The sequence below is a fragment of the Bradyrhizobium sp. SZCCHNR1051 genome (assembly GCF_032489615.1).
Classification (GTDB): domain Bacteria; phylum Pseudomonadota; class Alphaproteobacteria; order Rhizobiales; family Xanthobacteraceae; genus Bradyrhizobium.
The window spans coordinates 84981-109643 of record NZ_JAUEYJ010000020.1; the positions used below are offsets into that span (position 1 = coordinate 84981).

A 24663-nucleotide genomic window follows, 5' to 3' on the forward strand; every position below is an offset into this window, starting at 1 on the left:
GATGCGGCGACGACGGAGCGGCTGCAGGTCGTGGCGCGGCGCGAGCGGGTGACCCTGAACACGGTCCTGCAAGCGGCCTGGGGACAGCTGCTGCGGCGCTTGACCGGCCAGGATGTCGCCTGCTTCGGCGCCACGATCTCCGGCCGGCCGCCTGAGATCGCGGGCGTGGAGGAGACCGTCGGCCTGTTCATCAACACCGTGCCCGTGTTCGAGGATGCGAGACCTCAGACGTCGGTCGGTGATTGGCTGCGCGGTTTGCAGGATCGCAACGTCGACCTGCGCGAGCATGGCTGGATGCCGCTCCACGAGATTCAGCGGCTTGCGGGCCGCGCCGGCCGGCCGCTGTTCGACTCCATCTTCGTGTTCGAGAACTATCCGGTCGACGCGGCGCTGCGCGATCAGGCCGGCGAGGGGCCGCGTGCCAGCCGTGCCGAGCAGATCTCGATCACGAACTATGCGCTCACGGTCGCGGTGTTCGTGACGGACAGGGGCATCCGGCTTGGATTCCGTTACGATCGCAGCCGGTTCGACCAGGCGCAGATCGAGCGGATACAGGCAGCTTTCGCCTGTCTGCTCGCGCGCATTGCCGACGACAGCAGCCGACCGGTTGCAGAGCTGCATGGATTGGATGCCGCCGCTTTGCATCGAGTGCTCGGCTGGGGCTCGGGACCTGTCGCGCGGGCGGTGAATGACGACTTCGTCGACGTCGTGACGCAGATCGAGCAGCAGGTCGCACGGTCGCCTGCGGCCATTGCCGTGATCTCCGGTCAGGAGAGGATCAGCTACGCCGAACTGAATGCGCGGGCCAACCGACTGGCGCGACAGATCAGGCAGGCCGGCGTCGCTCTGGATGCTCCGGTCGGCTTGGCATTCGAGCGCAGCGACGACCTGGTCGTGGCTGTGCTGGCCGTTATGAAAGCCGGCGCCGGCTACCTGCCGCTCGATCCGGACTATCCCGCCAAGCGGCTCGCCGCGATGCTGTGCGACAGTGGCGCCCGGCTGGTGCTGACGCAGGCGCAACTGCGCGATCGGCTGATCGAGATCACGGCAGGGGCGGGCGCCGAGTTGATCGTGGTCGACGGCGTCCGTGAGGGGCGCGGTTTGCGCGCCACTGATGGCTCCGATGTTCGGATTCCGGTTCATGCCGAGAGCCTCGCCTATGTGATCTACACGTCCGGCTCGACCGGCGTGCCCAAGGGCGTGGCCTGCACGCGTGGCGCGCTGGCGGCGCGGCTCGCCTGGATGCAGCGGGAGTACGGGCTCGATCCCGGCGAAACGCTGTTGCAGAAGACGCCGTTCAGCTTCGACGTCGCGGTGTGGGAAATCCTGTGGCCGCTGATCGTCGGCGCGCGGCTTGCGATTGCAGCGCCGGGCGCACATCGCGAGCCGAAGCGGCTGATCGATGCGGTCACTGCGCATGGCGTGACCACGCTGCATTTCGTGCCGCAGATGCTCGCGCAATTCGTGGCTGAGCCAGAGGTTCAGCGATGCGTGACCTTGAAGCGCCTGTTCTCCGGTGGCGAGGCCCTGCCGGTCCAGCTGAAGGACCAGGTCTATTCGGTGTTCCCCGCGATCCGGATCGACAATCGGTATGGGCCGACCGAAGCGCTCATCAATGCCAGCTTCTGGCACTGTCGCGGGCCGAGCGGATCGGGCGTGCCGATCGGATTTCCGATCCCGGGCACGACCCTGCGCATTGTCGATGCCGATCTCAATCCGGTCGCCGAGGGAACGACGGGCGAGCTCCATATCGGCGGAGACGGGCTGGCGCGCGGCTATCTCGGGCGCGCGGCGCTGACGGCCGAGCGCTTCATTCCCGATCCTTTCGGACCTCCCGGCGCGCGGCTCTATCGAAGCGGCGATCTGGCGCGCTGGCGCAGCGACGGCGCCATCGACTATGTCGGCCGGGCCGATCACCAGGTAAAGGTTCGCGGCTTCCGCATCGAGCTCGGCGAGATCGAGGCGCGACTCCTGCAGCAGCCCTCGGTCAGCGCGGCCGTTGTGATCGCCAGGGATTTCGGCGTGGGCCGGCAGCTGGTCGGCTATGTCTGCGGCGACGGCATGCTCGATGCTGCGACGCTGCGTGAGGCCCTGTCCGCAACGCTGCCAGACCACATGGTGCCGGCGCGGATCATGGTCCTCGACCGCCTGCCTCTGATGGTGAATGGCAAGGTCGATCGCAACGCGCTGCCGGCGCCGGAGGCGCCCGTTGCGGCGATGCGGATTGCGCCGCGGACGCCGGCCGAGGCTGCGTTGGCCACCATCTGGGCCGAGCTGCTGCATCAGCCGGATGTCGGGATGACCGACAATTTCTTCGAACTCGGTGGCGATTCCATCATCTCGCTGCAGATGGTCAGTCGTGCGCGGCGGGCCGGCCTTCTGATCGAGCCGCGAGACGTCTTCAAGCACCAGACGCTGGAAGCCCTGGCGCGCGACGCGCGGGTGATCGTCCGGCTGGAGACGACGGCAGAGCAGGGGCGCATCGCCGGGGCACTTCCGTTGCTGCCGATTCAGCTCCGCTTCTTCGAGCAGGAACTGGACGCCCCTGATCACTGGAATCAGGCTTTGCTGCTGCGGCCGCGGCGGCGGCTCGACTGGGACGTGTTGCGACGCGCAGCGGTGGCCGTCGTCGCGCATCACGACGCACTGCGACTGCGCTTCGAACGCATCGACGGTGTCTGGCGCGCCGAGCACGGGCCGGGGCCGGCTGTGTCGGACCTGTTGCGGTCGTGCGAGTTGGCCGACGGCGAGGCGGTCACCGCGCTCGCCGCAGAGGTCCAGGCGAGCCTCTCGCTCGCGCATGGTCGTTTGGTGCGGATGGTCGGCATGGATCTGCCGGAGGGCGAGCAGCGCCTCCTGATCGTGATCCATCACCTCGTGATCGACGGCGTGTCGTGGCGCGTGCTGCTGGAGGATATCGCGGCTGCCTATGAGCAGCTCATGCGCGGGCAAGAGGCGACACTGCCGGCCAAGACGCACGCCTACGCCCAATGGGGCGCAGCGCTACGCGCACACGCGGCCTCGGATGCGCTGGTTGCCGAGCTGGACTACTGGTCAGGGCTCCGGCGGGCGGACGACGTGCCATGCGATTCTGATCATGCGGATCGGGATACGATCGCCGACGCCGACGACGTGCCGCTTGCGATCGACGCCGAGCTGACCGCGCGTCTGCTGGGCACGGCGCACGGGGCGTACAGAACCCAGGTCAATGATCTGCTGCTGTCGGCGCTCGCGCGCGCGGTGTGGCGGTGGTCGGGCCGCGAAATCATGACGGTCGAGCTCGAAGGCCACGGCCGCGAGGATCTGGGCGGCGGGCTCGATCTGTCGCGAACCATCGGCTGGTTCACGACTGCGTTTCCGGTACATCTGATAGCTGGATCGCAGCCACCCGCGGTGCTGATCAAGACGACCAAGGAGATGCTGCGGTCAGTCCCCAGCCGGGGACTTGGTTACGGCGTCCTGCGCTATCTGGGTTCTGATGCCCAGCGTGCGACGCTGACGACGGGAGCGCAGCCGCGCATCGGGTTCAACTATCTCGGTCAGGTCGATGGCAGCACGGACGAGACTGCGCTGTTCTCGATCGCGCCCGAGAGCGCCGGCCCGTCGCGTGCGGCATCGAGCCCGTTGCGCCACCATATCGCCATCAATGCGAGGGTGCTCGACGGTCGTCTGGAGCTATCGTTCGGCTTCAGCAGGAAGCGTCAACGCCGCGAGACGATTGCGCGCTTGGCGGACTGTTTTGAGGCGGCGCTGCGTGAGCTGGTCGATCACTGCACGAGCGGCGTCCATGGCGTGACGCCGTCCGATGTGCCGCTGTCGAAGCTGAGCCAGGCCGAGCTCGATGCGCTGGCGCTGGATTGGCGCGAGGTCGAGGACATCTATCCGCTGTCGCCGATGCAGCAGGGCATGCTGTTCCACGCGTTGCACGACGACGGCACCGGGGTCTACGTCAACCAGGTTGCCGCCGAGATCCGCGGTCTCGACGCCGGCAAGCTGCAAGCCGCATGGCAGGCGGTCAGCAATCGCCATACCGTGCTTCGCACCGGTTTCCTGTGGCGTGAATTGCGGGGACCACCGCAGCAGGTCGTGCATCGCAGTGCCGACGTTCCCTTCGTCGCGGAGGATTGGCGGGAACGTGCGGCGCAGCTCGCCCCGGCCGCTTTGGATGCTGCGCTCATGGCGGCTGCAGACCGCGAGCGCGCCGACGGCTTCGATCTCTCGCGGCCGCCGCTGCAGCGCGTGAGGCTGATCCGGATCGCCGACGACCGGCATTGGCTGATCTGGACTCATCATCACATTCTGATGGACGGCTGGAGCTCGGCCCGATTCATCGCCGAGGTGATGCAGCACGAGGAGCAGGCGGCGCTGCAGGGACAGCCGCCGCGCTACCGCGACTACATCGCCTGGCTGCAGGCGCAGGACCATGGTGCTGCGGCCGAGTTCTGGCGAGCTGCGTTGGCCGGGCTCGACGAGCCGAGCCTGCTGGCGCAGCCTGCGGTCGACGGGCGCGTGGGCCATGGCTCACTCACCATGGCGGTGGACGTCGATCTCAGCGAGCGACTGCAAAGTTTCGCGACCCGCGAGCGGGTCACGCTGAACACGGTGATGCAGGCGGCATGGGCGCAATTGCTGCGTCGGTTCACCGGCCAGGATACGGTCTGCTTCGGCGTGACGGTCTCGGACCGGCCCGCTGGGCTCGCTGGCGCCGAGGAGATGGTCGGCCTGTTCATCAACACCTTGCCCGTGATCGATGCCGAGGATCCGCAGCGGCGGGTTGGTGCGTGGCTGCGCGACCTGCAGGATCGCAATCTCGCCCTGCGGGATCATGGCTGGATGCCGCTGGCCGAGGTTCAGCGGATCGCGGGTCAGGCAGGGCGTCCGCTGTTCGACAGCATCCTGGTATTCGAGAACTATCCGGTGGACGAGGCCTTGAAAACCCGAGACGGCCGCGTGAGCGTCAGCCGGACGAGGATCCTCGAAACGAGCAACTACCCGCTGTTCGTCAGCGTCGGTCTCGAAGCAGAGCTGCGGCTGGTATTCAATTTCCAGCAGCAACATTTCGACGAAGCCCAGATTCGCCGGCTGCAGACGGCGTTCGTGCAACTGCTCGCGGCCATCACTGGCGATGCCGAGCAGGCGGTCGGCTGCCTTGCGGCCGATGATCCCGCGGACATCGCGCTGCTGGCGCGGGTCAACGCAACGGCCGGGGCCGTCATAGCGCCGGGTGTCGTCGCTCAGTTCGAGGCCCAAGCAGGGCGCGCGCCCGATGCGATTGCGCTCGTGCACAATGAGGAGACGATCAGCTACGGCGCGCTGAATGCGCGCGCGAACCGGCTGGGCCATAGGCTCAGGGAGCACGGCGTCGGTCCCGATGTGGTGGTGGGACTGGCGCTGGAGCGCAGTGTCACGATGATGGTGGCGCTGCTCGCGGTGCTCAAGGCGGGCGGAGCCTATCTGCCGCTCGATCCGGACTATCCGGCCGAGCGTCTCGCGCACATGCTGTCCGACAGCGGCGCGAAGCTGTTGCTGACGCAAGCGACGCTCCACGACGGGCTCGCGCCGGTGCTGGCAGGCGGCCACGCCCAGGCTTGGCTGCTGGACGAGGTGGCTTCAGAAGAAACGGTCGACGCAGGCAATCTCGACGTCGCCATCCATCCTGAAAGCCTCGCTTACGTCATCTACACCTCCGGTTCGACCGGCCTGCCCAAGGGCGTGATGGTGCGCCATGGCGCCGTGACGAACTTCCTGGCGACGATGGCTGAGCAGCCCGGCATTGCGCGCGATGACCGCGTGCTCGGTTTGACCTCGCTGTCGTTCGACATCGCGGTGCTCGAGCTCTGGCTGCCGCTGACGCGTGGCGCTCGGATCGTGCTGGCCGATCGCGCCTCGGCCCATGATCCGGCGAGATTGAAGGCGATCGTGGCCCGGCAGGGCGTGACCATGATTCAGGCGACGCCGTCGAGCTGGCGCATGCTGCTCGATCACGACGACGGTTCGCACGGATGGCTGCCTCGGGGCTGCCGCTTGCTGAGCGGCGGCGAGGCGCTGGCGCCCGACCTGGCGCTTCGGCTGCTCGCGCTCGGAGGCGAGGCCTGGAACCTTTTCGGGCCGACCGAAACCACGGTGTGGTCAGCGCGCCATCGGCTCGACGCACGCGATCCCGCACCCGTCCTGGGCGGCCCGATCGGCAGCACCACGCTGCATGTGCTCGACGGCGATCTCAACCCCGCCCCCGTCGGCGTGACAGGCGAGCTCTTCATCGGCGGCGAGGGCGTGGCCCGCGGCTATTGGCGGCGAGCGGTGCTTAGCGCCGAGCGCTTCATTCCCGATCCATTCAGCGATCCCGGTGCGCGGCTGTACCGCACCGGCGATCTGGCGCGGTGGCGCGCCGACGGTTTGCTCGACTATGTCGGCCGTGCCGACCATCAGGTGAAGATCCGCGGCCACCGCATCGAGCTCGGCGAGATCGAGGCGCGGTTGCGATCACAGCCCGGCGTGCGCGACAGCGTCGTGGTGGCGCAGGAACTCGGCGGCGGCCGGCAGCTCGTCGGCTATGTCAGCGGCGGCGATGCGCTCGACGGGGCCGAGCTGCGCGCGACTCTCGCGTCAGCGCTGCCAGACTACATGGTGCCGTCGCGCGTGATGGTGCTGCCGCGGCTGCCGCTGACACCGAACGGCAAGATCGATCGCAAGGCGTTGCCGTTGCCCGATACGCGGCTTGGACAGGGACAGCGCATCGCGCCACGCAATCCGACCGAGGCCGCACTCGCTGCGATCTGGGCCGAGCTGCTGCACCAGGTGGATGTCGGCGTCACCGACAACTTCTTCGAGCTCGGCGGCGACTCGATCATCTCGCTGCAGATGGTCAGTCGCGCACGCCGCGCCGGTCTCGAGCTGGAGCCGAGAGACGTGTTCCGGCTGCAGACGATCGAGCTGCTCGCGCCGGCCTGCCTGGTGGCGCGGAACGACCAGCCCCCGGTTACCGTCGCGCGCGGCGCATTGTCGGGACTGACGAGTGAGGAGCTCGCGCGGCTTGGTGTCGACTGGGACCGCATCGAGGACGTCTATCCGCTCTCGCCGATGCAGCAGGGCATGCTGTTTCACAGCCTGCGCGATGCCGGCAGCGGCGTCTATGTCAACCAGGTCAGCGTCGAGATCCGAGGGCTGGACGTCGAGCGGCTGCGCAGCGCGTGGCAGGAGGTCTCTGCTTGTCATCCGATGTTGCGCACCGGTTTCCTCTGGCGCGAGCTGTCCGGCGCACCGCTGCAGGCGGTCCATCGCGAGGCGAGCGTGCCGTTCACGACGGAAGACTGGCGCGGACAGGCCGTCGATGAGGCGCGGCTGTCAGCGACCCTGGCCGCAGAGCGTGACGCCGAGTTCGATCTCGCGGTACCGCCGCTGCAGCGTGTCCGCCTGTTGCGGCTCGACCACGATCGCCATCGCCTGATCTGGACTTACCACCACATCCTGATGGATGGCTGGAGCTCGGCCCGCTTCATCGCCGAAATCCTGCAGCGCTGTGCCGGGCGGGCGCTCACGGCTCGTTCGGCGCACTATCGCGACTATGTTGCCTGGCTTCTGGCCCAGGACGCGCAGGCGGCCGAGCGCTTCTGGCGAGGACAACTCACGGCCTTCGACCAGCCGACGCAACTGGCCGATGCCTTCGGCGCGCGGCGCCACGATGCGCACGGACATCGCCGCTGCTACACGCGGCTCGACAAGGATGCGACCGCGGCATTGAAGGCGTTCGCACGGCACGAGCGCATCACGCTGAACACGCTCATCCAGGGCGTCTGGGCGCTGCTGCTGCAGCGCTACACCGGCCAGCAGACCATCACGTTCGGCGTCACCGTCGCTGGCCGTCCGCCCGGTCTCGACGGCGCCGAGCAGATGATCGGCCTGTTCATCAATACGCTGCCGATGATCGAGGCGCCCCCGCCGGATGTTCTGATCGGTGACTGGCTGCGCGCCATTCAGGACCGTAACGCCGCGATGCGCAACTTCGAGCAGACGCCGCTCTACGACATCCAGAGCTGGGCCGGGCGTGCCGGCGAAACCATGTTCGACAGCATCATCGTGTTCGAGAACTATCCGGTCGAGCGTGGCCTGCTGCAGGGTGACGGCTCGCTTCAATTCGGCGAGCTGCGCAATGTCGACGTCACCAACTATCCGATGGATCTGTCCGTCTTGGTCGAGGATACGCTGCAGGTCGAATTCACCTATATGCCGAGCCACTTCACGCCGGATCAGGCGGAGCAGGTGAGGGCACAGTTCGAACATCTGCTTGCGGTCATGATGCGAAGTCCGGATGCCCCGCTCGGCGCGATCGATGCGGCGGCTGCTCAGGACGTGCAGCGAGCACGTGTCTGCAATGGTCGGGCGGCGTCTGCCGCGACGCGCCCGCTCGTGCACGAAATGATCGGCGGTCATGCACAGCGCAATCCTGAGCGTGTCGCTCTCACGATCGGCGGCAGCAACGTCTCCTACGGCGAGCTCGATCGTCGCGCCAATCGGCTCGCGCACCATCTCATCGAGGCCGGGCTCAGGCCGGACCAGCGAGTCGGGGTCGTCGTCGAGCGCAACGACGCCACGATGGCAGCGCTGCTCGCCGTGCTGAAGGCCGGCGGAGCCTATGTGCCGCTTGATCCCGAGCTGCCGCCGGACCGCATTGACTTTGTGATGCGTGACGCCGGCATCACGGTTCTGCTGTCCGGCTCGCGTCACGTCGCCGCCATCGCCGGCGTTCGGGCCATCGATCTCGCCTCGTTTGATTTCGAAGCCGGTCCGCATCATGCGCCGGATCCTCATCTGCATCCGGAGAACCTCGCTTATGTGATCTACACGTCAGGCTCCACCGGGCGGCCGAAGGGCGTTGCGGTTGCGCATGGCCCGCTCGCGATGCATTGCAGGGCGACCGCTTCGCTCTACGAGCTCGATGAGCACGCAAGCGAGCTGCATTTCCTGTCGCTGGCGTTCGACGGCGCACATGAGCGCTGGCTCACGGTGCTGTCGCAGGGCGCAAGGCTGGTCATGCGCGATGCGGAGCTATGGACGCCCGAGCAGACCGTTGCGACGCTTCATGCCCAGCGCATCACGCACATCGGCCTGCCGCCGGCCTATCTCCAGCAGGTCGCCGAATGGGTGGCGCAGACTGGCAATCCGCCGCCGGTGAGGCTGTATTCGTTCGGTGGCGAGGCCATGCCGAAGGCCGGCTTCGACAAGGTCAGGCGGACGCTGAAGCCGCAGATCCTGATCAACGGATATGGTCCGACCGAGACCGTCGTGACACCGCTCGTCTGGAAGGTCGACGGCAGCGCGGAGTGTGACAAGGCCTATGCGCCGATCGGCAGTCCCGTCGGCCGCCGCACGGCCTACATCCTCGATGCCTTCCTGAATCTCGTTCCAGCGGGCGCCGCCGGCGAGCTCTACATCGGCGGGTTCGGGCTCGCGCGCGGGTACCACGCAAAGCCAGGCATGACGGCGGAACGCTTCGTGCCGGATCCATTTTCGACGAACGAGGGCGCACGTCTCTACCGCACCGGCGACCTGGCGCGATGGGATGCGAGCGGCACGATCGAATATCTCGGACGCAGCGACGATCAGGTCAAGGTCAGCGGTTTCCGGATCGAGCTTGGCGAAATTCAAACAGCCTTGCTTATCAAACCGGCGGTCGCGCAGGCCGCCGTGATCGCCGTACCCGGAGCGGGTGGCAATCAGCTGGTGGCCTATGTGGCGCCGCGAGCGCCATGCGACGCCACCGCTGCTGCGGCCGAGCGGCTGTCCGCGGCGCTGACTGCCGCGCTGCGCCGGACCTTGCCGGCCTACATGGTGCCGGCTCGCATCATCGTGCTCGAGCGTCTGCCGACGCTGTCGAGCGGCAAGGTCGATCGCAAGGCGTTGCCGGCGCCGGACACCGCTGCCGTGGCCGCGTTCATCGCGCCGGAAAGCGCTGCCGAAGTCGCGATGGCGAAGCTGTGGGCGGAGGTTCTCGGCGTCGCGCAAGTCGGCGTCACCGACAACTTCTTCGAACTCGGCGGCAATTCGATTCTCAGCCTCAAGGTGATCGCGCGACTTCGCCGCGACCCGGTCCTCGATGGCGAGATCAAGCTGCGCGATCTCCTGCAGAAGCCGACCATTCGCGCCTTGCTCGGCACCCCCGCAGCATCATCCACGCGGCCGTCGGCGCTGCTGCCCCTGAGTTCGCTGGTCGATGGCACGCCGCCGGTGTTCTGCCTTCACGGCGGATTCGGCACGGTGTTCGACTATGCGCCGCTGGCGCGCCGTTTGGAGGGACAGAGACAACTGATCGGACTGCAGTGCCGGACGCTGGTCGAACCGTCCTTCATCGACGAGTCGCTGGCGGCAATGGCCGTGGGTTATGTCGATGAGATCGTGCGGAAGCAAAGCAAAGGACCCTATCATCTGATCGGCTGGTCGCTCGGCGGGCTGGTCGCATGCCTGGTTGCCGCCGAACTGGAACGGCGCGGTGAGCGGGTCGAGCGCCTGGCGCTGATCGACAGCTTCGTTCCGCATCCGCATGGTGGCGAGCACCCGTCGGTCGGACGGCACTGGACCGACGATGTGCTGGCGCTGCTGTCGGTCACGGCGCCGGACGTACAGTCTTCAGCGATCACGTCGCAGGTGTCGGCGATCCGCTCCGCCGACGCGCCGGTGACGGACGAGGTGATCCGGCGCCTGATCGCCGATGCAATCGGCATGGCGCCGCTGCAGCCGCGCGACGGTCTTCTCGGCGTCGACGACATCGTCGCAGCCTTCAGGGTCGGGCGCCACCTCGCGCAACTGGCTCGGGCGGTCGAATGGCCGGCCGATCTCGTTGCAGCGCCCGGCTGCTGGTGGACGTCCGGCCGGCTTCGACAGCGCGATCGGCTCGCGGCGCGGCTGCCGCACGCGGCGGATTGTGGCGTGGCCGGCGACGACCACTTCTCGATCCTTAGCAACGAATCCTTCCTGGCGGCGCTCGGCGCGTGGCTGGAGCCCGTCCGGGCGGCGCAGACATCGCCGGATCTGCAGCCCGAACCGGCTGAATGAGGTGATCATGAGCCTTCATCCTGATATCGCTGCACTGCTCGAGATGATTCAGCTCGGAACGGAATCCGGCGCGCGCATTCCGTTTCCGCAACTCACGCCGGCGCAGGCGCGTGCCGATTTCGACGCCTCCTCGCCGTTGCTGGATATCGATCCGCCGCCGCTCGCATGCGAGAGACAGCTTGTGCTGCCCATGCGCGACGGGACGGAGATCGCCGCGCGGCTCTATGCGCCGCGGCCGTTGGACGTCGCCGATCCGATGCCCGTGCTGCTCTACATGCATGGCGGCGGCTTCGTCGTCGGCAGCCTCGACTCGCACCAGCCGCTGTGCCGGGGTCTTGCCGATGACAGCGGCGCGGCGGTGCTGTCGATCGGCTACCGGCTGGCGCCGGAGCATCGGTTTCCGACCGCGTTCGAGGACTGCGTGGATGCGCTCGCCTGGATCGGGCGCGAGGGGCCGGCGCTTGGTCTGGACCCGCGGCGTGTCGCGGTCGGTGGCGACAGTGCGGGCGGCACGCTCGCTGCAGCCCTGGCGATCGCCGCGCGCGACGATCGGGCCTTGCCGCAGCCCGCTCTTCAGGTCCTCGCTTATCCCGGCCTCAGCCCGCAGCAGATCTCGGATTCCTACGAAAAATACGGCTCGGGCTATCTGCTCGAGCGCGAGACCGTGGACTGGTTCTTCGACCACTATCTCCCCCAGGATGCCGATCGCCACGACTGGCGATTTGCGCCGCTGGCGGCATCCGATCTCACGCGCGTCGCGCCTGCGCTGATCGTGCTCGCCGAGTTCGATCCGCTGGCCGACGAGGGGCGGGCCTATGCTGAAGGCTTGCGCGCGGCCGGGGTCGCCGTGGATCTGAAGGTCTATCCCGGCATGATCCACGAGTTCCTGCGCATGGGCAACGTCGTGCCGGACGCTCTGCGGGCCCGCGCCGACATCGGCGACAAGCTCGCCACCGTCTTCGGCATTGGAATGGGAGCTGGCGACCGATGATGACGTCATCCAATCCAGGACTTGCCAACGTCGGAAGCCTGCTGCGGCCTTATTGGTTGCTGCTCGTCGCAGCCATCCTGCTCGGTCTCCTCGGCGGCGCCAGCGTTGCGGGTCTGCTCGCCGTGGTGAACCGCGGCCTTTACGCAGGGCCAGGCGACATTGGTGGGCTGGTCGCCTCGTTCGCGGGTCTCTGTGTCCTGATCGTGGTCGGCTCCGTCGGCTCGGACATCAGCGCCAACGTCGTTGGACAGCGGATCGTCGCCTCGCTGCGCAAGTCGCTGGCCGCCAAGATCCTGATGGCGCCGATCGACCAGCTCGAATCCTATCGGTCCCACCGCCTCATCCCGGTCCTGACCAAGGATGTCGACGCCATCAGCGATTTCGCCTTCTTCTTTCCGGCCTTCCTGGTGTCCGGCGTCATCGTCGCTGGCTGCCTGATCTACCTGGCGGTGCTCTCGTGGCCGCTGTTCCTGGTCACGGCAGCCTTGATCGCGCTCGGGTCGTTCGTCCATTATCTCGCTCGCAAGCGTGGAATGACGGGCTTCAATCTCGCGCGCCAATACGAAGACGACCTGCAGAAGCATTACCGCGCGATCTCCGACGGCGCCAAGGAGTTGCGGCTGCACCGCCCGCGCCGGCGCCACGTCCATGTCGATCTGATAGGGCAGACCGTCGACCGGATCGGCGACGTCCAGATCAAGGCCATCAATCTGCTCGTGACGGCGCGTGCGCTCGGGACGGTTCTCCTGTTCCTGGTGATCGGGACCACGCTCGTGCTGCGTCCGCTGCTGTGGCCCGACAGCCCGGCCTCGGTGTCCAGCGGCTTCGTTCTGGTGCTGCTGTTCATGCGCGGACCGATCGACCAGTTGATCGGTATGCTGCCGTCGCTCGGCCGCGCCCAGGTCGCGATGCGTCGGATCGCCGAATTGTCGGACCGTTTCACCACCGAAGAGGCGGAACTGCTTGATGATCCGGCCGGCCGGACTGCCGACCAGATTGAATCGATCGAGTTGCGCGGAGTCTCCTACGCATTCCCGGCGTCCTCATCCGAACGGCCCTTTGCCATCGGACCGATCGACCTTCGCATACGCCGCGGCGAGATCGTCTTCATCGTCGGTGAGAACGGCAGCGGTAAGACGACGCTGATCAAGCTGCTGCTCGGACTCTATGTGCCCGATCGCGGCGTGCTGCTGCGCGACGGCAGTCCTGTCGTCAGCGAGACCCGCGACGACTACCGGCAGCTCTTCACCACAATATTCTCGGACTATTTCCTGTTCGACACCCTTGCACAGCAGAGCAATCAGCGATCTGAGCTCGCACAGCGCTATCTCGACCGCCTCGAGCTTGCGCACAAAGTCTCCATCGAAGGCGGCGCATTCTCCACAACCGACCTGTCGACAGGCCAGCGCAAGCGGCTCGCCTTGATCAATGCCTGGATCGAGGGACGGCCCGTGCTGGTGTTCGACGAATGGGCGGCCGATCAGGATCCGGCGTTCCGTCAAATCTTCTACACCGAGCTGCTCGCCGACTTCAAACGTCTCGGCAAGACGATCATCGTGATCTCGCACGACGATCGCTACTTCCACTGCGCCGATCGGATCGTGCGCCTGCGCAACGGGAATATTGACGTGGGCGACCCCTCCGAGCGCCGCGAGCCGGCACGAAGGCAACGCTCGCTCACGCCGGCTCTGCAGGAGTCCATTGAGTCATTTGAGGCAACGAAGCCGTGATGCGCAGCTTTGTAGTTAATCTAAACGCGGTGCCTCGGACCTTCTTGTTTTCGTCGTGCCGGCCGATCTACATCCTGAACGGGAGTGGACAGGGATGACGCCCGTGCAGATCAATGAAGGGGGAGGGTTTCGCATGAGCGCGACCGCGAGCGCTGCAGGCAGCGCCAGGACATTTCCCGTCGCAATTGACGCGACAATGTCGGTCGTTCGCGACGATGACGGGATAAAGGTGATCGCGGATGGCGCGGAGCTGTTGTCGTTCCGGTCAGACGGCGAGCTGATGCGGCTGACCGTGCGCGACGGCATCGGTGATTGGGGCCGCGTGTCGCGCGGAGTCGCGGCGATGGCCGAAGCGGTCTTCGGCTGGACGCCGTCGCTGGAGAGGCTCGTCCTTGCGCTCGACGACAACCCGGCAGCAGCATCGGCCTTGGCGAGAGACGGCCTTGCGGTGGTCACCGACGGCAGGTTGACGCTGCGTCCGGACATGGTGATGCAGCGACGCGAGAACTGGCTGACGGACGCCGCATGTCCGCCGTTTCCGCTATCCTACACGATGACCGATGGCAGGCGCCATCCACGGCGACCGCCCAAGCCGGTCGGCACCGTCTACGCCCGTTTCATTCCCTGGCTGTCCGACGTCATTAGTTTTCGCGTCGTCGACATCGCTCACGATCTCCCGCTGGTGCACCGCTGGCTCAACGACCCGCGGGTGGACTCGTTCTGGAACGAGGCGGGGGACGTCGACAAGCACCGGGAGTATCTGTCGCGGATCATGTCGGACCCGCACATGGTGCCGCTGATCGGCTCCTTCGGTGATCAGCCTTTCGGCTATTTCGAGCTCTATTGGGCAAAGGAAAATCGCATCGCGCCGTTCTACGAGGCGGCGGACTATGATCGCGGCTGGCACGTGATCGTCGGCGAGGACGGCTTCCGGGGCCGCCGCTTCATCACGGCCTGGCTTCCCTCGCTCATGCACTACATGTTCCTCGACGATTGCCGCACCGAGCGCATCGTCGGCGAGCCGGCGGCGGCGCATTCCCAGCAGCTGCGTAACCTGGATCTGGCGGGCTTTGCCAGGCTCAAGAACTTCGACTTCCCACACAAGCGGGCAACCCTGGTCATGTTGCTGCGCGAGCGCTTCTTCGGCGACCGGCTGTGGCAGCCGGCGCCCAAGGAAGCACCCATAGAAGCCTAGCGCGGACGGAGCATCACCCATGTCGTATCATCCTGCCCCTGAATATGATGTCGTCGGCGTTGGCTTCGGGCCATCGAACCTCGCACTGGCGATTGCACTCGACGATTGCGCCAGGCAGCAAAGCTTGAAATGCCGGTCCCTGTTCGTGGAAAGGCAGCAGGACTTCAAGTGGCATGGCGGAATGCTGCTGCCCGGCAGCAACATGCAGATCTCCTTCCTCAAGGATCTGGTATCGCTTCGCGATCCGACCAGTCCGTTCACCTTCGTCAACTATCTTCACAAATCCGGCCGGCTGCTCGACTTCACCAACTGCAAGACGTTCTATCCGAGCCGGATCGAGTTCAACGACTACCTCCGATGGGTCGCCGGCCAGTTCAGCGCCATGGTCGCATATGGAGAGACAGTCGAGGCTGTCGAGCCCGTGCACGCCGGTCAGTCCGTCACCGCGCTTCGCGTGCTCACGCGCATGGCTGACGGGAAAGAACGGTCACGCGTCACGCGGCACCTCGTGGCCGCCGTCGGCGGCGTGCCGCACATCCCGTCCGTATTTCGAGCGGTCGCGATGGATCCGCGGGTCGTGCACACCAGCGGCTATCTCGGCTCGACGCTTGCGGCAGGATCGGACGGCCGCTCGCCGCGGGTGGCGGTCATCGGCGGCGGGCAAAGTGCGGCTGAGGTCACCCTCGATCTCAGCGAGCGGATTCCGGGCGCCCAGATCGATCTGGTCTTCCGCGGGCATGCCCTCAAGCCGGCCGACAGCAGCCCGTTCGTAAACGAGATCTTCAACCCGGACTACACCGATTATTTCTATTCGCGGTCCGACGGGCAGCGCGAGACAATCGTCCGCAGCTTCCGCAATACCAATTATGCGGTGGTCGACCCCGACCTGCTCGATCAGCTCTACCGGATGACGTACCAGCAGCGCGTTGCCGGAGCTCGGAAGCTGGCGCTTCATCCGCGCAGCGAGATCGTCGCAGCTCATGCCTCCCCGGACGGGGTGGTGCTCGAGTTCAATAACAAGGACGAGGAGGTCCGCCGCCGAGCGGCATACGATGCCGTCGTGCTCGCCACCGGCTACGAGCGATCTCCGATCCCGGGGTGTCTCGATCCGATCAGCCGCTACATCGAGTCGGCGTCGCTTGATCGCGATTATCGTCTGCAGACAAGTCCCGCGTTTCGTCCACACGTCTATGTGCAGGGCTGCGCCGAAACCTCGCACGGCCTCAGCGATACGCTGCTCTCGGTGCTGCCGATGCGGGCTCAGGAGATCACGAAGTCGCTCGTGTCGACAACGGCGAGAGAACAGGACGCCGCGCCCTCGCAGGACCGGGCCGAGCGCGTGTACTCGTGATGGAAAGCCGAATGCGGAGCCACGACGCGCGCGCCGCGCGCGACGTCGTGGAATGATGCCGAAGGGGCATCTTTGCGACGACCTGGCCGTCCCTGGCGTGTCACGGTCGAATTGTCATCGGGGGGCGCCGTGCCTGCAACTGCTGGATGACCGACATCTCGTGTCGGCCGGCGGGCACGGTGGAGTGCAGGATTGGAAATGGGTGAGCCGCATCTGCCTGAGCGGGTCGTAACCTTGCTAGTGTCGAGTGAATACGCGCGGCTCGTCGGCCGGACCATGTCGGAACGGCTCGATTACATCGTCGACATCGCCTCGCTGCATACGCGCGACGAGTTGGTGCGGCGACTGGGACTCGGCCGCGTGGTCGTGCGCCAGGTCGAGAAATGGCTCGCGTTCCACGGACGCCGTCTACGGCATCCGAACGAAAGCATCGATATTGCCATGTGCGGATTGGAATTTCGGAAGCGGCGCATCCGGCGGTCTCGGGTGGCGGTACGATCGCGTCGATTGAACTCCAAGACGATCCCAAGGGAGCCGGGCCGAGGCAGTTGAGTTGCCCGTGCTCTGCCAGCGCGGCCAGGCCGCTGCCACGCCGCCGAAGCCCTGACGGGACCGCGATGCACGCGGAGTGCATCACATGCTTATCGCGTCGCATCATGGAAAATGAGACTCGTCGTCAAGGCCGAGGCCGGGCGGGTTGCGCCCGGCCTCGGCTCATCCGCTAGCCTCCGCGGTCGATGGGGGCTCACCGTCGCTCGTCAGAGATCACGCGAGGCGTCGGGAAGGTCCGCTGCCAACATGGCCAACAAAACAGTGGCCGGCACACGCTCGTGTGCCCCAGCAATGGGCGACAAGGGAGGAGTTCGATGCACATGCGAAGTGTAGGTATCGCCGTGTTCACGGCGCTTTTGCTGTCCGGCACGGCATTCGCGCAGGAAAAGATCAAGGTCGGCGTCACGGCGACGCTGGAGGGCACCTATACCGTGCTCGGCGAGGACGGAATGCGCGGCCATGTCACCGCGCTGAACGTGCTCGGCAAGAAGGTCGGCGACAAGGAGCTGGAGTTCGTCGTCGCGTCGACCGATGCCACGCCGGACTCGGCCGTCCGTGCCGTGCGCAAGCTGATCGAGCAGGACAAGGTGCAGATCCTGCTGTCGCCGCTGTCGGGCGACGAGGGCATCGCCGTCAAGAACTTCGCCAAGACGCACCCGGAACTGACATTCGTCAACGCGGCGTCCGGTGCGCAGGAGACGACCTATGTCGATCCCGCGCCGAACTTCTTCCGTTTCAACATGGATGGTGCTCAGTGGCAGGTCGGCCTCGGCAAATATGCCTATGAGACCAAGGGCTATCGCAAGATCGCGACCGTCGGCGAGGACTATTCCTTCATCTATACCCAGGTGTTCGGCCTGGCGCTGGAGTTCTGCGGCCTGGGCGGCAAGATCTCCAGCCGGCAATGGGTGCCGCTCGGCACCAAGGATTTCGCGTCGGTGATCGCGGCGCTGCCCGATGATGTCGATGCGATCTATCTCGGTCTCGGCGGCGCCGATGCCGTCAACTTCCTCAACCAGTATCAGCAGGCCGGCGGCAAGGCGCACCTGATGGGCGGCTCGATCATGATCGACCAGACCATCCTGTCGTCGAAGGGCAATGCCAAGAACGCTCTGATCGGTACGATTGCGGCATCGGGGCAGGCCGATACCTGGGAAGATCCGCGCTGGCAGAAGTTCGTGAAGGCCTATCAGGACTCGTTCCCGCCTGAGAAGCGCTTCCCGAGCCCGTCGCTGCTTGCCACCAACTACTATGGCTCGACCATGGCGTTGATCCTGGCGCTGCGCGAGGTCAATGGCGATCTGTCGAACAACCAGACCAAGCTAAAGGCGGCGCTGGCGAAGATCGAGATCGATGCTCCCAACGGCAAGATCAAGCTCGACGCCAACCGCCAGGCGATCGGCACCAACTTCGTCACCGAGGTCGTCGACGATGGCAAGGGCGCGCTGTTCAGCAAGGTCGTGAAGGTGATTCCCGACGTCAACCAGACGCTGGGATACGACGCCGCCACCTTCGCCAAGATCGGCCTGCCGAGCCGCACCGTGCCCGAATGTAAGAAGTACTGACCTTCTGCAGAGAGCGACGCGGCTCGAGCGGGCTCGGGCCGCGTCGTCGCGTCTCTTGCTTTCTGCAAAACAATGATCGACGCTGACGAACAATAAGAACCATTTCGGTGAGGAAGTGATGAGTAGGGCGCTCGCCGTCTTTCATGCTCGCTTCGGCCGCGCGACGGTCTATCAGCTCAATCGGCCATTCAATGTGCATGCCCACCGCGAGGGACATCTGATCTTTCATGTTGGCGGGACGCCGGCCGATATCGACGTCTGCGACCAGCATTATCAGATCGGCGAGGACCGGATCGTCGCGGTCAATCCGTGGGAGCCGCACAACTTCCTGCCGAACGATGTCGGCAACGGCGCCATCTTCTTCGTGCTCTACGTCAATGCGGAGTGGTTCACGCCGTCGGCCGCGCGCGAGCAGGGCCTGCGGTTTGGTCGTACCTGCTTTCGGCGAACCGCCGCCCTCGACCGCTGCATTCGCCGCGCCGCAGCGCTGGTATGTGGCGCGCCATCGCTCGGTTGCCTCGACGGCGAGCTGCGGCAGCTGATCGACAGTTGCTACGAGGAGAGCTGGCGCGTCTCGGATCAGATGCCCGAGCGGCCGTGCGCGGAAGTGACGGATTTTCGAGTTCGCAAGTGCATCAAGCTGATGTCGGACAGTCCGTGCGCCGAGATCGAGCTCGATCACATAGCCCGCGAATCCGGACTGTCGCGGCCGCATTTTTATCGGCTGTTCCGTAGCCAGACCGGAGTAACGCCCAACCTCTATTTGAATACGCTGCTGATGGAGCGGGCGCTCGATGCGGTGGTCGCGACGGAGTCGCCGATCGCCGACATCGGCTTCGATCTCGGATTCACCTCCCAGAGCGGCTTCACGCGCTTCTTCGCCGGAAATGTCGGCATGGCGCCGACCGATTATCGCCGCGCTGCAAAAGTGCTGCGTGCCTGACGTGCTGCTGCGCGTCGCGCGAAAAGAGACTGTCGATCAAGTGCGCATGCTCGTCTGCCGCTACACTCTTCGGAACGTGATCCGGAAAAGGATCCGACGAGGGAGGACGAGCGATGGCCGGCACACCCGGCGATCTTCGGCTGAATGCGCCTTTCCGCTGTGATGACGGATCCGTCCCTCTGACCATGAGGGAGGGACGATGAGCCGCTTCATCGAGCGCCACCCGATCTGGTCTCTCATCATTCTCCTCGCCTTGGCGCTGCTGGCGTGGCTGATCGTCGCCGTCTGGCCGCCGGGGCTCGAGGAGGCGATCGGTCGGAAGAAGGTGTTCCTGAGTGCGGTTTTCAACGGCATCACGCTGGGCGGACTGTATTTCCTGGTCGCGAGCGGGTTCACGTTGATCTTCGGCCTGATGCGAAACGTCAATCTTGCGCACGGCTCGCTCTATCTGCTCGGCGGCTATGTGGGCTACGGCGTGTCCGCCGCGACCGGCTCATGGATCCTCGCCTTCGTCGCCGCCTTCATCGTCGTCGCGGCCGTCGGCGTTCTCCTGCAGCTGCTCGTCTTTCGCCGCATGGAGGGCCAGGACCTGCGCCAGACCATGGTGACGATCGGCCTCTCGATCGTATTCGCCGATCTGATGCTGTGGGCGTTCGGCGGCGACTTCTATCAGATCCAGACGCCGGCCTGGCTGATCGGACCGGTGCAGCTCCCGCTGATGACGGCGATGAAATCGTCGGGCGAGCCGTTGTTCCTGCAGTATCCCCTGGTGCGGCTGGTGATCTTCTGCGGCTCGGTCGTGATCGGCGTCGCGATGTGGCTCGCGCTCAACCGTACCCGTGTTGGCATGATCGTGCGCGCCGGCGTCGATGATCGCGAGATCCTGGCGGCGACCGGCGTCCAGATTCAGCTCGTCTTCGTGCTGGTGTTCGCGCTGGGCGCGGGGCTGGCCGGCATTGCCGGCGTGGTCGGCGGAACCTTCCAGTCGATCTCGCCCGGCGAGGATACGCGCTTTCTGCTGGCGTCGCTCGTGGTCGTGATCGTCGGTGGCATGGGATCCATCCCTGGCGCGGCGCTCGGCGCTGTCATCATCGGGCTCGCCGAGCAGCTCGGCTCGGTCTACATCCCGACCTATGCGATCGTCGTGACCTTCCTGATCATGGTGCTGGTGCTGGCGCTGCGGCCCCAGGGCCTCCTGGCGAGGCGGTGAGATGTCGCTTTTCCAGGAGGCTCGCGCGCGGGAGAGCATGCTGGTAGGCGGCGCCGCACGGCAGCCGGCCGCGTGGTCGGCCACCGAGCAGCCATGGGCCTGGGCGGTCGCGGCCCTGCTGCTGATCATGCCGCTGATCGCCAACGGCTTCTTCCTGATCGAGATCTTCGGCACCACCCTGATCCTCGGCACCATCGCGCTGAGCCTGATGTTCCTCGCCGGCTATGGCGGCATGGTCAGCCTGATGCAACTGACCATTGCGGGCTTTGCCGGCTACATGGTTGCCGTGTTCGGCGTCAGCGGCAACGCCAATATCAGCCTGGGCTGGCCGTGGTGGCTGGCGACGCCCATGGCGCTGGTGCTCGCGGTGCTGTTCGGCACGCTCGGCGGCGCGCTCGCGGTGCGTACCGAGGGCATCTACACCATCATGATCACGCTCGCGATCGGCGCCGCTTTCTACTACTTCACCAACCAGAACTGGGCGATCTTCAACGGCCACACCGGCATCAATACGATTGCGACGCCGCACTTTCTCGGCGTCGATTGGCGCATGGACATCGCGTTCTACTACCTGACGCTCGCGGTGGCCACGCTGTGCTATTTCGCCGTGCTCTATCTGTCGCGCGCGCCATTCGGCCTGGCGCTGCAGGGCGTACGCGACAATCCCAGGCGCATGGCGGCGCTCGGCTTCAACGTCAATGCGCATCGCATCGCCGCCTATGCGTTCGCGGCCCTGATCGCCGGCATGGGTGGCGTGCTGCAGGTCTGGAACTATCGGCAGATCTCGCCCGGATCGGTCGCGGTCGAGCGCTGCATCGACATTCTCATCGTCGCCGTCGTCGGCGGCATCACCCGGCCGGTCGGGCCGTATATCGGCGCCTTCATCTTCGTCATCCTGCGCACCTTTGCGCTCGACTTCCTGGTGAAGGTCGGGCTCGACGGCAACCGGTTCCGGCTGCTGATCGGGCTCGGCTTCCTCGCCATCGTCTTCTGGTCGTCCGATGGCGTGATCGGCCTCTATGATCGGTGGCGCCGTCGCAGCGAGGCATCGCAGACGCGGTCGCGTCCCGGAGGTCACGGCCATGGATAGGGTCGCGGACCGGCTCTCGGCGCTCGGCTCGACTGCAGCCCTCGAATTGCGCGGCGTGACGCGGATGTTCGGTGCGCTCGCCGCGCTGACCGATATCACGATCACGGTGCGGCCTGGGGAGCGGCGCGCGGTGCTGGGCTCGAACGGCGCCGGGAAAACCACCTTGTTCAATTGCGTCACCGGCGACTTTCTGCCGACCTCCGGCACGATCCGCTTCTTCGGCGAGGACATCACCGCCTTTCCGCCCTATGAGCGGATCCGCCGCGGGCTGCGTCGCACCTACCAGATCTCGGCGCTGTTCCTCGGCCTCTCGGTGCGCGACAATGTCTACCTGGCCTGCCGCGGCGTCTCGCGCGCGCGGTTTTCGATGCTGCGACCCAGCGTCAACGATGCACTGATGCAGGCGACCGAACGCCTGATCGAGGCGGTGCATCTGACGTCCGTGCGTGATCAACTGGTTTCGGAGCTCGCCCATGGCCAGCAGCGGCAGCTCGAGATCGCGCTGGCGCTGGCCGGTGCGCCCCGATTCATCCTGTTCGACGAGCCGGCGGCGGGTCTGTCGCCGACCGAGCGGCGCGAGCTGGTCGAGATCCTGACGTCGCTGCCGCCGCACATCGGTTACATCATCATCGAGCACGACATGGACGTGGCGCTACGCGTCGTCGAGAGCGTGACGATGATGCACAACGGCCGCATCTTCAAGGAAGGCGCACCGCAGGAGATCGAATCTGATCCGGAGGTGCAGGAGCTCTATCTCGGAGGCGGTCATGAATGACATCCGCCGCTCCGCGCCTGCGCTCGAGGTCCGCGGCCTCGACGTGTACTACGGCCATTCGCATGCGCTGCAGGGCGTCGATCTCCGGCTCGACAGCGGCGTGTTCTCGCTGGTCGGCCGCAATGGCATGGGCAAGACGACGCTGTGCAAGGCCATCATGGGCCTGCTGCGGCCGTCCGGCGGCACGGTGCGGCTGCGCGGCAATGATATCACCGGGCTCAATCCGGCGCGTATCGCGCGGCTCGGCGTCGGCTATGTGCCGCAGGGGCGGCGTCTGTGGCGCTCGCTCAGCGTCGACGAGCACCTGCGCCTGGCAGCGGGCCAGCGCCGCGGCGCCTGGACCGTCGAGCGCGTCTACGAGACATTTCCGCGCCTGGCCGAGCGGCGCAACAATGGCGGCGGCCAGTTGTCGGGCGGCGAGCAGCAGATGCTGGCGATCTCGCGCGCGCTGCTGACCAATCCGCAGCTCCTGATCATGGACGAGCCGACAGAGGGCTTGGCGCCGGTCATCGTCGCCCAGGTCGAGGAGATGCTGATCCGGCTCGGCCAGGACGGCGACATGGCGGTCCTCGTGATCGAACAGAACATCGGCGTCGCCACGGCGATCTCGCCGCGCGTGGCCATCATGGTCAACGGCCGCATCAACCGCATCATCGACTCGGCCCGGCTCGCCGCCGATCGCGAGCTGCAGCAGCGTCTGCTCGGCGTCGGCCAGCATGCCGGCGACGAGACCGATCTCGGGACGGGCGAGGTTCAGGAGGTGCCCGTCGCACGTGCGGCGGTGTCAACGACGCCGAAAGCTGCGCCCGTCAAGGTTTACGTCTCTAATCCCGTGCTGCCGACGCGCTGGTCGCAGCCGGTGCCGATCGCGCAGATCGAGGCCAAGGCGCGCACGCTGTCCACCAGTGTGACCCGGCTCGACGAGGCAACTCGCCAGAGTCGCGAGGGCGCCGTGTCGATCGCGGCGGGCCCGCCGGCGGTGATCGTGGTCGGCACGCTCGACACCAAGGGTGACGAGCTGCGCTTCATCCGCGACATCGTCGCGGGCCACGGCCTGCGCACCCGACTTGTCGATGTCTCCACCAGCGGACGGCACGCGAGCTGCGACGTCTCGGCCCAGGAGGTCGCACTCAATCATCCCCGCGGCGGCTCCGCCGTGTTCGGCCCCGATCGCGGCGCATCGGTCACCGCGATGGCAGGAGCTTTCGCACGTTGGCTGCGACGGCAGGACAATGTAGCCGGCATCATCTCGGCCGGAGGGTCTGGGGGCACATCGCTGGTCACGCCGGGAATGCGCGACCTGCCGGTCGGTGTACCGAAATTGATCATCTCCTCTGTCGCATCCGGTGACGTCGGCGCCTATGTCGGGCCGGCCGACATCGCGATGATGTACTCGGTCACCGACGTCCAAGGACTCAATTCGATTTCGCGCGCGGTGCTGAGCAATGGCGCGCATGCGCTTGCCGGCATGGTGACGGCGCGCGAGCAGCAGTCCGCCGTCGCTGACCGCACCCGACCGCAACGTCCCGCCATCGGCATCACCATGTTCGGCGTGACCACGCCGGCGGTGCAGAAGCTCACGGCCGAGCTGCGCGACGACTACGAGTGCCTGGTCTTCCACGCCACCGGCGTCGGCGGCCGCTCGATGGAGAAGCTGGTCGAGTCCGGCATGCTTGCCGGCGTGATCGATCTCACCACGACCGAGGTCTGCGACCTGCTGATGGGCGGTGTCTTTCCGGCCAACGAGGATCGCTTCGGCGCCATCATCCGCAGCCGCGTGCCCTACGTCGGCTCGGTCGGCGCGCTCGACATGGTGAATTTCGGCGCGCCCGAGACCATTCCCGAGCGCTATCGCGGCCGCAAGTTTCACGTCCACAACCCGCAGGTCACCTTGATGCGGACGACGGTGGCGGAGAACGCGCAGATGGGGCGCTGGATCGGCGAGCGGCTCAATCGCATGGACGGGCCGGTCCGGTTCTTCCTGCCCGAGAAGGGCGTCTCGGCGCTCGATGCGCCGGGCCAGCCGTTCTTCGATCGCGAGGCGGACGCGGCGCTGTTCCGCAGCCTCGAACAGACCGTGCGGCAGACCTCGAGCCGGCGCCTGATCCGCGTGCCGCATCACATCAACGACAACGAGTTCGTCGCGGCGATCGTCGGCGCCATCAGGCCGATGCTCGGGCGGCTGCCGGCGCGGCGCAGACAGGCGAGGTGA

General features: G+C 66.3%; 12 protein-coding genes (1 of these 12 cut by a window edge). All 12 read left to right on the forward strand.

Going from position 1 to position 24663, the window contains the following annotated elements; genetic code table 11:
• On the forward strand, positions 1–11049 hold the 3' portion of the coding sequence (locus QW868_RS23755) for a non-ribosomal peptide synthase/polyketide synthase (protein WP_316231654.1). The gene continues 5367 nt to the left of window position 1, outside the view; the window shows 11049 of its 16416 coding nt (coding positions 5368–16416); its start codon lies off the left edge, out of view; its stop codon occupies positions 11047–11049.
• Positions 11050–11056: 7 nt separating this feature from the next.
• Positions 11057–12040, forward strand: coding sequence for an alpha/beta hydrolase (locus QW868_RS23760; RefSeq protein WP_316231655.1), 984 nt, complete (start codon positions 11057–11059; stop codon positions 12038–12040).
• A complete protein-coding gene (locus tag QW868_RS23765) occupies positions 12037–13770 on the forward strand; it encodes a cyclic peptide export ABC transporter (RefSeq protein ID WP_316231656.1) in 1734 nt (577 codons plus the stop codon). Before QW868_RS23760 ends, QW868_RS23765 begins: the two co-directional genes overlap by 4 nt.
• A 133-nt stretch (positions 13771–13903) precedes the next feature.
• Positions 13904–14965, forward strand: a complete 1062-nt coding sequence (locus tag QW868_RS23770; protein WP_316231657.1) for a GNAT family N-acetyltransferase — start codon at positions 13904–13906, stop codon at positions 14963–14965.
• Positions 14966–14984: 19 nt separating this feature from the next.
• Positions 14985–16316, forward strand: a complete 1332-nt coding sequence (locus tag QW868_RS23775) for a lysine N(6)-hydroxylase/L-ornithine N(5)-oxygenase family protein (protein ID WP_316231658.1) — start codon at positions 14985–14987, stop codon at positions 16314–16316.
• A gap of 198 nt (positions 16317–16514) precedes the next feature.
• The gene (locus QW868_RS23780; RefSeq protein ID WP_315758258.1) at positions 16515–16868 is read left to right on the forward strand and encodes a hypothetical protein; all 354 of its coding nucleotides are present in this window, start codon (positions 16515–16517) and stop codon (positions 16866–16868) included.
• A 314-nt stretch (positions 16869–17182) separates the two neighbouring features.
• Positions 17183–18433, forward strand: coding sequence for an ABC transporter substrate-binding protein (locus tag QW868_RS23785; protein WP_316231659.1), 1251 nt, complete (start codon positions 17183–17185; stop codon positions 18431–18433).
• 118 nt (positions 18434–18551) lie between these two features.
• Entirely contained in the window at positions 18552–19376 is an 825-nt protein-coding gene (locus QW868_RS23790) for an AraC family transcriptional regulator (protein WP_316231660.1), read from the forward strand.
• Between the two features lie 199 nt (positions 19377–19575).
• Positions 19576–20586, forward strand: coding sequence for a branched-chain amino acid ABC transporter permease (locus QW868_RS23795; protein ID WP_316231661.1), 1011 nt, complete (start codon positions 19576–19578; stop codon positions 20584–20586).
• A 1-nt stretch (position 20587) separates the two neighbouring features.
• Positions 20588–21676, forward strand: coding sequence for a branched-chain amino acid ABC transporter permease (locus tag QW868_RS23800; protein WP_409999337.1), 1089 nt, complete (start codon positions 20588–20590; stop codon positions 21674–21676).
• Positions 21669–22451 carry an ABC transporter ATP-binding protein gene (locus tag QW868_RS23805; protein ID WP_315776976.1) on the forward strand — a complete coding sequence of 261 codons (783 nt, stop codon included), beginning with the start codon at positions 21669–21671 and terminating at the stop codon, positions 22449–22451. The genes QW868_RS23800 and QW868_RS23805 overlap by 8 nt, the downstream gene beginning before the upstream one ends.
• Entirely contained in the window at positions 22444–24663 is a 2220-nt protein-coding gene (locus QW868_RS23810; protein ID WP_316231662.1) for an ABC transporter permease, read from the forward strand. Before QW868_RS23805 ends, QW868_RS23810 begins: the two co-directional genes overlap by 8 nt.

Bases quoted from the DNA above. Each gene is read 5' to 3' on its own strand.
- QW868_RS23765 (WP_316231656.1), top strand. From the start codon at position 12,037: ATGATGACGTCATCCAATCCAGGACTTGCCAACGTCGGAAGCCTGCTG.
- QW868_RS23770 (WP_316231657.1), top strand. From the start codon at position 13,904: ATGAGCGCGACCGCGAGCGCTGCAGGCAGCGCCAGGACATTTCCCGTC.
- QW868_RS23785 (WP_316231659.1), top strand. From the start codon at position 17,183: ATGCACATGCGAAGTGTAGGTATCGCCGTGTTCACGGCGCTTTTGCTG.
- QW868_RS23780 (WP_315758258.1), top strand. From the start codon at position 16,515: ATGGGTGAGCCGCATCTGCCTGAGCGGGTCGTAACCTTGCTAGTGTCG.
- QW868_RS23775 (WP_316231658.1), top strand. From the start codon at position 14,985: ATGTCGTATCATCCTGCCCCTGAATATGATGTCGTCGGCGTTGGCTTC.
- QW868_RS23800 (WP_409999337.1), top strand. From the start codon at position 20,588: ATGTCGCTTTTCCAGGAGGCTCGCGCGCGGGAGAGCATGCTGGTAGGC.
- QW868_RS23795 (WP_316231661.1), top strand. From the start codon at position 19,576: ATGAGCCGCTTCATCGAGCGCCACCCGATCTGGTCTCTCATCATTCTC.
- QW868_RS23790 (WP_316231660.1), top strand. From the start codon at position 18,552: ATGAGTAGGGCGCTCGCCGTCTTTCATGCTCGCTTCGGCCGCGCGACG.
- QW868_RS23810 (WP_316231662.1), top strand. From the start codon at position 22,444: ATGAATGACATCCGCCGCTCCGCGCCTGCGCTCGAGGTCCGCGGCCTC.
- QW868_RS23805 (WP_315776976.1), top strand. From the start codon at position 21,669: ATGGATAGGGTCGCGGACCGGCTCTCGGCGCTCGGCTCGACTGCAGCC.
- QW868_RS23760 (WP_316231655.1), top strand. From the start codon at position 11,057: ATGAGCCTTCATCCTGATATCGCTGCACTGCTCGAGATGATTCAGCTC.